A 12,992-nucleotide genomic window follows, 5' to 3' on the forward strand; every position below is an offset into this window, starting at 1 on the left:
CGCCCTACCTCACGATCAGCGTTGAGCAAGTTGCGTGCCGCATGATGCGCGCGGCGCTGGGACCCAGAAGAAAGTTCTTCAGCTCAGGTTTGCTTGATCCCAGCACGATCAGATCGGCGGAAATCTTTTCAGCCACATCCAGAACTTCGACATACACATTGCCACTTTGGACATGGCATTCGCTGCAACTAAAATCAGCGTTGATGGTCGCCGCTAAGTCAGCCAGTTTCTGCCGGGCAACCTCGGCCTGAGTTTCCTCAAACCCTTCGGGGATAAACTGTGAAAGAACTCCCAGACTTTCGTCATGGGGCAGGACAGAGATCAGGTGAAGGTTCACTTGATCCCCGGCAAAATGCTTGGACACAGTGTCCAGAATTTTACCATTCCCCTCGGTGCTGTTCAGATCCAGCGGAACCAGAATATTGCGATACATTGTCGATCTCCTCGTCTCAGTTCCGCTGGGTCATGACTTCGGGCAACCACAAGGCAATCTGCGGGAAGGCTGTCAGAAGGATCACACCGACTACCATCAGCAGGAACATCGGGACTGCTGATTTTGCGATGAAGCCGATGTCGCGCCCGGTCATGGATTGCACCAGGAACAGGTTGAACCCGACCGGAGGCGTAATCATGGCCATTTCGCCGACCAGCACCACGAAGATACCGAACCAGATCATGTCGATCCCTGCGCCGCGTACCAGTGGCTCGATCACCGCCATGGTCAGAACGATCGCCGAGATACCGTCGAGGAACATGCCCAGAATGATATAGAACACCATCAACGCGGCGATCAGCATCCAGGGCGAAAGGTTCATTGCTCCGATCCAATCGGCCAGCGCGCGAGGCAGGCCCGTAAATCCCATGGCCAGCGTCAGGAACGCGGACCCTGCCAACAACAGCATGATCATTGACGTGGTCTTGGTTGCCCCCATCAAGGATTCAGTGAAGCTGCCCCAAGTTAAAGAGCGTTGCATGGCCGACAGGATCAGAGCGCCGACCACACCAAGGGTTGCGGCCTCGGTTGGGGAAGCGATCCCGATATAGATTGAGCCGATGACCGCGATGATCAGACCGACAACCGGGGCAAGTTCTTTGATGCCGACCAGCTTCTCTTTCCACGATGCCCGGGCTTCGCGATGCTTGCGCCCGTCTTCCGTGACCAAGCCCCAGACCATCACATAACCCATGAACAGCAGCGCCAGCATGATGCCAGGTAGGATACCGGCAATGAAAAGGCGACCGATAGATTCCTGAACCGTTACCCCGTAAACGATCATGGTGATTGAGGGCGGGATCAGCAGGCCCAAGGTGCCCGCGCCAGCTAGGGTACCGTAGGCCATTTTATCCGGGTATCCGCGTTTCTGCAGTTCGGGCACAGTGATTTTGCCAATAGTCGCCAGCGTGGCGGCTGATGAGCCGGAAATTGCGGCGAATGTCGCGCAGCCAACGATGTTGACGTGCAGCAAGCCACCCGGCATCCGGCGCATCAGCGGGCCAAGGCCGTTGAACAGGCTTTGTGAAAGTTTTGTTCGGAATAATATCTCACCCATCCAGATAAACACGGGTAGTGAGGCGAGACCCCAAAGCGATGTGTGTGACCAGATTACGGTTGCCATTGCGTCTCCGACAGGGCGTGTAGTGAAGGCCGCCATCGCCAGTAGGCCGACCCCCAGCAACGAAAGGCCAATCCACATACCGGCGCCCAAGAACACCAGCAGAGAAACGACCAGAAGGATTGATAAGGCTATTTCATACATGGTCGCTTCCTAGTGGCCCGCTGTGCCTTTGTGTTCCAGATACCCAAGTGATTTGGTCGCCAGAGCGCGAACAAGGGTGTGGAACAGGCAGATTGCGAAAAGGGTGAAACCGAGAGCGAAGGGCGCTTGCGGTATCGCCAAAAGGATCTCATCGGATTTCGAACTTATGTCGTGATACAGGTATGAGACATAGGCCAGTCTGACCGTGTAGTATGCCAGATAAGCAGCAAAGGCGGTGGCAACTACCAGCACGCCAATTTCAAACTTGAACCGCGTGGTCCGACGCAATCTTTCGATCAGCATCTCGACCCGTATGTGGCCGTGTTCGCCGAAAGTGTAGGCAAGCCCAAGTGAACCGGCCAGGGCCAAACAATACCCTGAATATTCGCTGAGACCCGCAATATAGATGCCTGACAGCCGCGATCCGATCCGGATTGCTACCAGTATGACAATCAAGACGATGCAGCAGGCTGCCAAAAGTCCACACAACTTGTAGATCTTGGTGAGCAAGCCATCGATCATATGGAAAACGGATGACATAGCATTCTCCTCGGTCAAAAAGCACCCCACCCGCTGTGCACAGGTGGGGCGAAGTCGGGGTAGAGGTTATTCAGCTTTGTACGCGTCCATTGCGGCCTTACCGGCATCGCTGGCGTCTTCGGCCCATTCGGCGGACATGGTTGCGCCAATTTCCAAAAACTCATTCATCAGCTGATCGGACGGCGCTTGGACGTTCATACCGTTCTCCGCCAGTGTAGTGTTGTAGCCTGCGGCAACGTCGGTGACTTTGGCCCAGACATTTGCCTCGGCAGCTTCAGCAGCGGCCAGAACCACGGCCTGAGTTTCCGGGCTCAACCCGTCGAAAGCGTCTGCATTCACGATCACTGCGGATTTCGGAATCCAGGCGTTCACAGTGTAGAAGTTGTCAACGTAGTCCCACAGTTTCTGGAACACGCCGATCGCACCAGAACCAACCATCGAATCCGCGACACCAGTCGAGAAGGCCTGGCTGATTTCCGTGGCTTCGGTTGTGGTCGGAACCGCACCCATCAGGCCCGCCAGACGCGAGGTCGACGCGTCGTATGCGCGGAACTTCTTGCCTTCCATATCCGCGATCGAATTCACTTCGTCGGTCACGAACAGACCTTGCGGCGGCCAGGGTGCCATGAACAGCAACTTCATACCGCGTTCTTCCAAAGCCGCTTCGATTGCGGGTTTTGACGCCTGATACAGCTTCCAAGCCTGATCGAAATCGGTTGCCAGGAACGGAACCGTGTCCAAACCGAAAATGGAATCTTCTTTGGCGTGTGCGCCCATGTAACGGCCGCCAATGGGTACCTGACCCGAGCGAACCGCGCGAAGGATCTCACCACCGGCATACAGAGAACCCGATGGGTGAACGATGATTTCCAGTTCACCGTTTGAGTTGGCCGTCACCTGCTCGGCAAAGTCGATATAGGCTGCCGAAACGTGGTTTTTGGCCGAGTATGCCGCTGGCAAATCCCAAGTTTCTGCGGATGCTGCACCAGCCGCGATCACTGCGGCGGTTGCAGTTGCGAGTAGTTTCTTCATTGTGTCCTCCCTCTGAAGCTGTTTAGTCCACGACCACCAGATCGCGTGGGTACTTGGTGAGTAATTCACATCCAGTGTCGGTCACTCGGACACTGTCGCTGATCGCCATTCCAAAGCCCTTGCGGAACATCGTTGGAATGACGTGGAACGTCATGTTCGGCTGAATGATCATCGGGTCATCCGGGCGGATCGAATAGATATGCCCTTCGGCCCAGTTCGGTGGAAAACCGATGCCAATGCCGTAAGCTGTCCGGCTTTTGAAGTACTTGCCCAGACCCTTGGCCTCGACCCGGGACCGGCACATCCGGTCAACCTCGCCAGCCGTCAGTCCGGGCTTGATGTTATCTACAGCGGTTTCCAGAATCTCGATCAAAGCATCAGCAGTGGCTTTGTGTTCATCCGTGGGCTTACCCACAACGGCAGAACGCGACATCAGCGCATGATAGCGATCCACTACGCCTGCCCCTTCCAATAGTACAACATCACCTCTCTGAATGGTGTTGCGACGCCACAAGGCAAAACACAGCTCGCTTCGCGGGCCGGATACGACCATGGGCGGATGACCGAAATACTCACTGCCAGCACGGGTCGAGCCACCAATCAAGGCTGCAGCTAGATCATTGTCCGTCTTGCCCGGGGCGATTTCCTTCAGGGCGGCGTCAATCCCTGCTTCAACAGCACGAGCGGCCGCTCTCATACGATCCAGCTGAGCTTCACTTTTCACCGCTCGAAATGGTTCAATGACACCATTCCAGTCAGAGAAAGTCGCCTGAGTACTTGCAGTAAGACGTCGATGATCACTGATATTCAGATAGCGGCTGATAGTCTCGACGCCGATTTTTTCCCCGGCTGCATAATTGTTCAAAAACGCCGAGAGTTTTTCGATGTGATCCTGAGTGTCAAAGACCGGTATGGCATCCGCGATTGTGGGCAGTGCAAGGGCCATATCCCTGTTCACGACGCGAGTAATGATGACCGGTTTACCACTTGCTGGGATAAACATCGCCTGAAAGGTAAAATACCCGATAGTCTGATATCCGGTCAGCCAGAACATGTTTTCCGGATCAAAAATCAGCGCACCTGCCAGACCTTTGTCGGAAACATCGGCCTGAACGCGGGCAAGGCGTTCTGCAAAATCTTCTTCGGAGAAGGCCAGCTCACCCGGCCAGATTTGGCGCTCGGCGTTAACAATCTCCAGTTGGCTTCGTGTCAGTGCAGCCATTTTCCTCACCACGTTTAGCGTCAGATCAATCGCGACTTTTATTTTTGGTAGGAAGCTTGCACTAAATGCAGAATAGCTAATAATACATATTTTAGGCGCTAGGCGAAAAAAAAGGAATACTCAATGAACATCCGTCAGGTTGAGGTGTTCAAGGCCATTATGGATTGCGGTTCGGTCACCGAGGCCGCGGAACAGCTTCACATAACCCAACCCTCAGTTTCCAAGCATTTGCGACTGCTTGAATTTGATCTTGGGTTAAAGCTGTTTTCACGCACTGGAAACCGCCTGTACGCAACACCCGAAGGGCTTGCTCTCTATGATCAGGTTGGGCGTGTTTATACAGGGCTGAGCCAGCTGAGGGGATTTGCCGAGGATCTCAAACATAACCGCCACGGAGAAGTGTCGGTGGCGGCGATGCCGCTTTTGGCCCAATTCTGGCTGCCCGAGCAGATGTCCGAATTCATGATCGAACACGATCGTGTGTCCTTTTCCCTGCCGGTGCGCAGTTCAAGATGGATCACCCAGTCTGTTGCCGCGCGTCGCGTCGATTTCGGGCTTGGCCTGCAAACCGACGACGCGTCGCCGGGCGTCGACATGCAGCCGTTGATGTCGTTGCCGTTAGTGTGCGTAATGCGTAGCGATCATCCATTGGTCGATAAGAAAACAGTAAGCGCGGCTGATCTTGAAAATGAAGATGTCATTTCCCTCAAGAATTTTGATCGCTGGAGGTTGGCGCTTGAAAGCGTTTTGGAAGATCGGAAATTCAAGCCGAAGCGCTATATTGATACATTCTCCACCCATGTAGCCTGCCAGTTGGCGCTCAACGGGGTGGGCATTGCGCTCGTGGATATCTTGTCTGCGTCAAACCAACTTCACTCGGGTCTAGTATTGCGAGGGTTTGATCCCGAAGTGACTTTTGACACATGCATAATGACTCCGGAACACTGGCCCCAGTCACGGTTGGCAGCTCATCTGATTGAGCATCTCATGGTACAGGCCGAGCGTACAAAGCGCCAAATGGATGAACTGATTTCAGCATAGCTTTTTTTTTATCTGGGATAAAAAATCGCGATTTGACGCTATGGCGGCTCCTTCCATAGTTTGAGCGCAACCCGGGCGAGCCCCGGATTCCCCGAACTTTAAGGAGCTGGCGCCATGACCTATCCGTCAAATATCGATACCAATTCAGCCCGCGACGTCGCCTATCACCTGCACCCTCAAACCAACCCCAACGCACATGAGGCCCAGGGCCCGCTGATCGTTGCACAGGGCGATGGTGCCTATGTGACAGACGAAAATGGCAAACGTTATATCGAAGCCGCTTCCGGCCTGTGGTGTGCCTCGCTTGGCTTTTCTGAAGAACGTCTGGTCAAAGCCGCTGCGGATCAGATGCGCGCGTTGCCTTACTATCAGGCTTTCCACCACAAAGTGGCCTCGCCCATCCCGGAACTGTCCGAGCGACTGATCAAAATTGCTCCGGTGCCGATGTCCAAGGTGATGTTCCAGTGCTCGGGTTCGGAATCGAACGACACCGCCGTCAAGATCATCTGGTACTACCACAACTCCATCGGCAAGCCGGAGAAGAAGAAAATCATCACCCGGCTCAAGGGCTATCACGGCACAGGCGTCATCGGCGCTTCGCTGACTGGTTTGCCCAACTTTTACAAAGGATTCGACCTGCCCCTGCCCGGTTTCCTGCACACGGAAACCGCCCCTCAATACACAGGCAACCAACTGGAAGGTGAAACCGAAGAGCAGTTCTCGCAGCGTCAGGCTGATGAGCTTGAGGCAATGATCCTGGCCGAAGGCCCCGACACCATCGCCGCCTTCTTCGCCGAGCCCTTGATCGGCGCGGGTGGTGTGATCCTGCCGCCAAAAGGCTATTTCCCGGCTATCCAGAAAGTGCTGAAGAAATATGACATCCTTCTGGTTGCAGACGAAGTCATCTGTGGCTTTGGTCGGACCGGCGATATGTGGGGTTCGACTACTTTCGGGATGGAGCCTGACATTCTGTCCTGCGCCAAGCAGTTGACCTCGGGCTATGTTCCGATGTCCGCGACCATGATCAACGAAAAGGTCTATGACGCGATCAAGTCGCAATCGGCCGAGTTCGGCATGTTCGCCCATGGCTACACTTATGGCGCGCATCCCGTGTCCGCGGCTGTCGCGCTGGAAGTGCTGAACATCATGGAAGAGCGCAACATTCTGGACAACGTCAAAACAGTTGGCGCCAAGTTCCAGGAAGGCCTGCAAGGCTTGGCAGATCACCCGATGGTTGCCGAGGTGCGCGGCGTTGGTCTGGTTGCCGGGATGGATTTCATCCTGAACAAGGAACCCGGTGCGCGCTTCCAACCCGAACATGGCCTGCCGGCCATGTTGAACGCCAAAGCGGCCGAAAACGGTATTCTGCTGCGCGCTCTGCGCGAGACCATCTGCCTGTCTCCACCGCTGATCATCAACGAAGCCGAAGCGGCCGAAATCGTCGACAAGGTGCGCGCAACCATTGACGACACCTATGCCGAATACAAGGCCCAGGGTCTGGCAGCGTAACTGGGGGCCGGTATGTCACTTTTTAAAAACCTGATTGATGGCGAATGGATCGCTGGCGCTGGTGAAAACGTCAACATCAACCCTTCGGACATCACCGACACCGTTGGCGTTTACGCCAATGGAGATGAGGCACAGATGGAAGCGGCGGTTGACGCTGCTGCACAAGCCTTTCCAGCTTGGCGGGCCACCAATGTCGCTAAGCGCGCCGAGATCCTGTACGCGGTGTCGGCCGAGCTGTTCGCCCGCAAGGCCGAACTGGGCGAGTTGCTTGCACGCGAAGAAGGCAAAACGCTGGCCGACGGCACTGGCGAAGTCACCCGCGCCGCGCAGCTGTTTCGTTTTTATGCAGGTGAATGCCTGCGGGATCGTGGTGACAAGCTCGATTCCATTCGCGAAGGGGCCGAGGTCGAAGTGATCCGTGAACCCATCGGCGTGGTCGGTATTATTACCCCCTGGAACTTCCCGATTGCTATTCCTGCCTGGAAAATTGCACCTGCTTTGGCCTACGGGAATACGGTTGTTTTCAAACCGGCCTCTTTGGTTCCGGGCAGCGCCTGGGCCCTGGTGGACATCCTGCACCGTAATGGTGTGCCCAAAGGCGTGATCAATCTGGTAGTCTCACCCGGACGTGTCGCCAACTCGATGGTGACCGACAAACGCGTCAAAGGCATCTCGTTCACAGGCTCGACCGGCGTAGGTCATCATATCGCGCGTGAAGCCATCGGTCACTTTGCCAAAATCCAGCTGGAACTGGGCGGCAAAAGCCCGATGGTTGTTCTGGATGATGCGGATATGGATGCTGCTATCGCCGGGGCATTTTCGGGGCTGTACATTGGCACCGGGCAGAAATGCACTGCCTCAAGCCGCTATATCGTCACCAAAGGCGTCTACGACGAGTTTGTCTCCCGTCTGACCGAAAAAGTGAAATCGGCCAAAGTGGGTCACGCTCTGGCCCCCGATACCGTGATCGGTCCGGTTGTGGACGAAGGTCAGATGCGCACCAACGAACACTACATGGAAGAGGGCAAAAAGGTGGGAGCCACGCTGATGACCGGTGAAGGCAGGGTCGAGCGTGAGCATAACGGTTTCTATTTCTCTCCTGCCGTTTTTGCTGATGTGACCAACGACATGCCCATCGCGCAGGAAGAGATCTTTGGCCCTATTGGCAGTGTCATCAAGGCAGATGATTATGATCACGCGTTGGCTATGGCCAATGACACCGATTTCGGTCTGGTCGCCGCGATCTATACTAAATCCCTGAAGCATGCTCAGCATTTCAAGCGTCATTCCGACACTGGTATGGTCACCGTGAACCTGCCAACAGCTGGTGGCGACTATCGCGCCGCTTTCGGTGGGCGCAAGGCTTCCGGATACGGGCCCAAAGAACAGGGTCCCTATGTTCAGGAATTCTATACACAAATGAAATGCACACATACGTTGGGATAACCTAACCATGATCGACCCCTTTAATCCGCCTTTTACCACTCGCCCCGATGTGCGGGGACACTTCGGCGTCGCGGGGTCGACACACTGGCTTGCGGCCCAGACCGCCATGCGAATGCTGGAACTGGGCGGCAATGCCTTCGATGGCGCTGCTGCCGCAGGGCTGGTCCTTCAGGTGGCAGAACCCCATCTGAACGGCCCGCTGGGTGAAGTGCCGATTATGATCCACGATGCGTCCAAATTGCAGACACGGGTCATCTGCGGTCAGGCCCCTGCCCCGGCTGCTGCCACGATCGAAAAATTCCACGATCTAGGCATTGATCAGATCCCAGGCACCGGTTTGCTGGCACCTGCCATCCCCGGCGCGTTCGACGCCTGGATGTTGATGCTACGTGACTACGGCACCCTGCCGCTGGAAGCCATCATGGAACCCGCGATTGGCTATGCCCTGAACGGGGTGCCCTGTGTGCCCCGTTTGGCCAAGGCAATCCGGCTGATGGAGCACCTGTTCCGTACCGAATGGACGACAAACGCCGAGATTTACTTGCCCGGAGGGCACCTGCCCGAAGTTGGGGCTTTCCTGAAAAACCCGGCCCTTGGCGCGACATGGCAGCGCCTGCTGGCTGAGGCCAAAGCTGCCAGCACAGACCGAACCGAACAGGTAGATGCCGCAAGGGAAAGCTGGAAAGCAGGGTTTGTCGCTGAAGCCATCGAAAAATTCTGCGCCACGCAATCCTATCTGGACATCACCGGTAATCGAAACGGTGGCCTGATCACCGGTGACGATATGGCCGGATGGTCGGCGCATTACGAGGATCCGATCTCTGTCACGCTGAACGGGTACAGCATCAACAAATGCGGCCCTTGGAGCCAAGGCCCCGCAATGTTGCAGGCTATTCAGCTGCTCAAGGTCAAAGGGCTGGATAACCTAGCTGACGAAACGCAGTTCTATCACCTCTTGGTCGAGGCAATGAAACTGTCCTACGCCGACCGCGAGGTCTATTACGGCGATCCGGACTTCGTGAAGGTACCGACAGAGCAGCTAATCAGCGAAGAATACGCGCGCCAACGCGCCGCCTTGATTGGTGAGTCCGCTAATAACAGTTGGAATCCCGGTGAAATGGACGGGTACGGCTATCCGGTGGACTATGAAGCGGCCTGTAATATCAAGGTAGATACCGCCACACTTGCCGCCGCCGGCATCGGTGAGCCGACAGTGGCCAAGGACGATCTGCCGGTCGAAAGCGACAATGGTGTCGTTCGCGGGGACACCTGCCACATCAACGTAGCGGATCGCTGGGGCAATTTGGTGGCTGCTACGCCTTCTGGTGGATGGATGAAATCCTCTCCCGTAATTCCGGAACTGGGCGTCTGTCTGGGCACCCGTCTACAAATGATGCGTCTGGACCCCAATGCGCCAGATGCACTGGTGCCGGGGAAACGCCCCCGGACCACGCTGACCCCAACCATCGTTCATCATGACGACGGAAGCGGATATCTGGCCTGCGGCACACCGGGTGGTGACAAACAGGACCAATGGCAACTGGCGTTCCTGATCCGACATCTGGTGCTCGGCATGTCGCCGCAAGCCGCGATTGATGCGCCGGGTTTTCACACTCTGCATTGGCCGAACTCTTTCTTTCCGAGGCAAGCTTACCCCGGAAAGGTCAATATTGAAGACCGGGTTGACCCGCAAATCGCGCAGCAATTGCGCGAGAAGGGGCATGACCTGGGACTCTCCGATTCCTGGAGCGAGGGATATCTCTCGTGCAGCTATCGTGACAAAGATGGTGCCTTGGGCGGAGCCTCCAGCCCCCGTGGACTTCAAGGTCTAGCAGTCGCCAGATAGGCAGGTGCTAGTGGGCTATTGCCGCCCGGAGTATGCTCTCTATCCGGGCGGCAAAAGCACTGATTCAGATCCATTTGCAACCAGTAGCATAGCAAGCTCAGACAGATGTGCCCCGTAGCGTTCGGGATAGTGCGGTCTGCATCTCGTCAGCCTCTCGCTTTCTTTGCGCATCACGAATGAGCGCGGCGAGACGGTAAAATCCGTGGGCCATTTTGGTGAAGGGCATCAGCAAAAAGAACGTCAGCACGGCACCGAGATGAAGCGCTAGAAGTGTCGGCATCGCTGCGGTTGAGCTCAGAGCATACAGAAGCAACCCGCTTAGGGCTACAAACCCGAGCAACAGAATGAACCCGATATCTCCACCCCACGCCGAAGGGTCGCCCAGCTCTCGATCTGATTTCCGTTTCAACATAACCATGGCCACGCAGCCGATGGTTAAAAGCAAGCCACCCGATATGCCAAACAGTTTCGGCAGGGAGAACAGACTGTAAGGCGCGTGCAACCCGAACCCGTAGTGCATAACTGTGGCTACCGAAGTGGAGGCTATGCACAGCAAGAATCCATACAAGATAGCTTGGTGCACATGGCGCCGCGCCTGACTGAACCTGTCGGTGTCTTCAAAATTGCATCCCTCGCCATGTCCGGCCGCCAAGTCCTGCATCTTGCCCGCGCGTGAAAACGCTGCGATCAGGTCGATCATCTGGATGGGCCTGCCACCCACAGCATGCCAATACCGTCTTAGGCTGACCCCGATACTGACCAGCGGCAGCAGAAAAGCAGGTGCAAAGATCGCCACCATCGCATTGTGCGAAAGCACAGCATAAAACCCCACGCCACCGGTCGAACCGACGGCCCGGATCGCAAGGAACAGCAGTGCAAACCCAATGACCAACGCAAGAGCGATAGCGCCGCCATGGGTATGAAATCGCCGCGCCAAGGGTTGCGGCCAGGCAAAGCTTTCCCAACTGTCCCTCCGCACTTCAGCAAGCGCCTTGGGCAGGTTCAGATCGAACTCGTGCGGGGCTGTAAACTGACAAGCATAGTAACAGCCTCGGCAGTTATGACAGAGGTTGGCCAACTGCGTGATGTCCCCATCCGAGAACGCGCGTTGGGCATGCAGCGACGGGAAGACGGAACAATACCCCTCACAATACCTGCAGGCATTGCAGATTTCGGCCTGACGGCGGGCTTCCTGTGTCAATTCAGTTTGCATAAGCTGCGGCCTCATGTCCTGCGATGCGTCCGAAAACGGTTCCGATGGTCATACCGAACCCGGCAAGATACCCCTGCCCCAGAATGGATCCGGCCATGGTCTCGCCAGCGGCCCAAAGGTTTTTGATCTTGCCGCTTGGTGTCGAGCATTGCGCCTGTTCGTCGACCTTTAACCCCAAATAGGTAAAGGTCACGCCCGTGCGCAGTGTATAGCCGTAAAAGGGTGGCTCGGTGATCTGGCGGGCCCAGTTAGTCTTGGGGGGTGTCAGTCCGGTGGTCGAAACACCGTCCAGCTCAGTCGGGTGGAAATCGCCGCCGTTACCACAGGCGGCATTGAACGTTGCAACGGTTTCGTTGAGCTTCTTTGCGGGCAGGCCCATCATGTCAGCCAATTCATCCAGAGTGTCAGCCTTGAGCGGTGGAAACACTGACGGCATGAACAGGTTCAACGATTTGGCGTCGATGATCACATACCCCACCTGATCCGGCTGCCCAGCCACAAGACGCCCCCAGATCGCATAGCGTTTGGGCCAGACGTCTTCGCCCTCGTCATAAAACCGCTCGGCGTTTTTGTTCACGACAATCGAAAACGGCACGCAGTCCAGCCGAGTGACAATGCCACCGTCAAATTTGGGCGCGCGCCCGTCAATAGCAACGGCATGGCATTGGGTCGGGTCACCAACACTCTCAACCCCCTGGTCCAGCAGGTCGGCTAAAACCACCCCGCGATTATAAGGCGTGCCACGGATCAGGAAGTTTTGGGCGGCGGGTCCCCAGGCTCGGGTCAACCAGTCGGTATCTGCCTGAAACCCACCCGAGGCGACTATAACAGCCTTGGGTGAGATGCGATGGGTTTGGCCCTCATGAGTGTAGTCAACCCATTCAATCCGGTCTCCAAGCAGTTCCAGATGGGTCACCCCGGCCTCATAAAGGATGTCGACACCTAGGTTTTCAGCCCGGCGATAATAGGCGTTAACCAAAGACTTTCCGCCCCCCATGAAAAACGCATTGGTCCGTGCAAGTGACAGAGTCCCGGACAGCGATGGTTGGAAACGCACCCCGTGTTCTTCCATCCATGGCAAGCATTCCTCAGAGGTGCGGATCGCCAGGCGCGCCAGATTTTCATCAGTTTTGCCGCTGGTAACCTTCATCAGGTCTGAAAAGTATTCTTCTTCGGTGTATTCTTCGACCAATGGGCCCAAAGGAGCCCCATGCATGCAGCGAAAATTTCGGGTGTGGCGCGAATTGCCTCCGCGATAAGGTTTCGGTGCAGTTTCCAGAATGAGAACCCGCGCGCCGGTCTCTGCTGCGGTCATCGCGGCACAGAGGGCAGCGTTTCCACCGCCGATTACCGTAATATCATAGGCTTCCGTTTGGGTGGCCATGT

At 56.0% G+C, this 12,992-nt stretch carries 11 protein-coding genes; 4 read left to right on the forward strand and 7 right to left on the reverse strand.

Annotated features, from left to right (window positions below; translation table 11 throughout):
• Positions 1 to 4: 4 nt before the first annotated feature.
• The 5 genes from ACR0DT_RS16325 to ACR0DT_RS16345 form a co-directional block, all read right to left on the reverse strand.
• Positions 5 to 433, reverse strand: a complete 429-nt coding sequence (locus tag ACR0DT_RS16325; protein WP_480711780.1) for a universal stress protein — start codon at positions 431 to 433, stop codon at positions 5 to 7.
• A gap of 16 nt (positions 434 to 449) precedes the next feature.
• Entirely contained in the window at positions 450 to 1,757 is a 1,308-nt protein-coding gene (locus tag ACR0DT_RS16330; RefSeq protein WP_480711781.1) for a TRAP transporter large permease, read from the reverse strand.
• 9 nt (positions 1,758 to 1,766) lie between these two features.
• Positions 1,767 to 2,297 carry a TRAP transporter small permease gene (locus ACR0DT_RS16335; RefSeq protein ID WP_480711782.1) on the reverse strand — a complete coding sequence of 177 codons (531 nt, stop codon included), beginning with the start codon at positions 2,295 to 2,297 and terminating at the stop codon, positions 1,767 to 1,769.
• 66 nt (positions 2,298 to 2,363) lie between these two features.
• Positions 2,364 to 3,329, reverse strand: a complete 966-nt coding sequence (locus ACR0DT_RS16340) for a TRAP transporter substrate-binding protein (RefSeq protein WP_480711783.1) — start codon at positions 3,327 to 3,329, stop codon at positions 2,364 to 2,366.
• A 22-nt stretch (positions 3,330 to 3,351) separates the two neighbouring features.
• Positions 3,352 to 4,551, reverse strand: coding sequence for a M24 family metallopeptidase (locus ACR0DT_RS16345; protein ID WP_480711784.1), 1,200 nt, complete (start codon positions 4,549 to 4,551; stop codon positions 3,352 to 3,354).
• Positions 4,552 to 4,674: 123 nt separating this feature from the next.
• On the opposite strand from ACR0DT_RS16345, the gene ACR0DT_RS16350 reads away from it, so the two are divergent.
• The 4 genes from ACR0DT_RS16350 (at position 4,675) to ACR0DT_RS16365 (ending at position 10,393) form a co-directional block, all read left to right on the forward strand.
• Positions 4,675 to 5,592 (forward strand): LysR substrate-binding domain-containing protein, encoded by a 918-nt coding sequence (locus tag ACR0DT_RS16350; RefSeq protein ID WP_480711785.1) that lies wholly within the window; start codon positions 4,675 to 4,677, stop codon positions 5,590 to 5,592.
• 114 nt (positions 5,593 to 5,706) lie between these two features.
• Positions 5,707 to 7,101 carry an aminotransferase gene (locus tag ACR0DT_RS16355; protein WP_480711786.1) on the forward strand — a complete coding sequence of 465 codons (1,395 nt, stop codon included), beginning with the start codon at positions 5,707 to 5,709 and terminating at the stop codon, positions 7,099 to 7,101.
• A gap of 12 nt (positions 7,102 to 7,113) precedes the next feature.
• Complete coding sequence (locus ACR0DT_RS16360) at positions 7,114 to 8,547, forward strand: aldehyde dehydrogenase family protein (RefSeq protein ID WP_480711787.1); 1,434 nt, start codon at positions 7,114 to 7,116, stop codon at positions 8,545 to 8,547.
• Positions 8,548 to 8,554: 7 nt separating this feature from the next.
• The gene (locus ACR0DT_RS16365) at positions 8,555 to 10,393 is read left to right on the forward strand and encodes a gamma-glutamyltransferase family protein (RefSeq protein ID WP_480711788.1); all 1,839 of its coding nucleotides are present in this window, start codon (positions 8,555 to 8,557) and stop codon (positions 10,391 to 10,393) included.
• 97 nt (positions 10,394 to 10,490) lie between these two features.
• Here the strand turns inward: ACR0DT_RS16365 and tcuB are convergent, their stop codons facing one another.
• Both tcuB and tcuA read right to left on the reverse strand, forming a co-directional pair.
• The gene (gene tcuB / locus ACR0DT_RS16370; RefSeq protein WP_480711789.1) at positions 10,491 to 11,606 is read right to left on the reverse strand and encodes a tricarballylate utilization 4Fe-4S protein TcuB; all 1,116 of its coding nucleotides are present in this window, start codon (positions 11,604 to 11,606) and stop codon (positions 10,491 to 10,493) included.
• Positions 11,596 to 12,990, reverse strand: a complete 1,395-nt coding sequence (tcuA, locus tag ACR0DT_RS16375) for an FAD-dependent tricarballylate dehydrogenase TcuA (RefSeq protein ID WP_480711790.1) — start codon at positions 12,988 to 12,990, stop codon at positions 11,596 to 11,598. Before tcuA ends, tcuB begins: the two co-directional genes overlap by 11 nt.
• Between the last annotated feature and the right edge of the window lie 2 nt (positions 12,991 to 12,992).

It is taken from the genome of Ruegeria sp. BI11 (genome assembly GCF_056538005.1).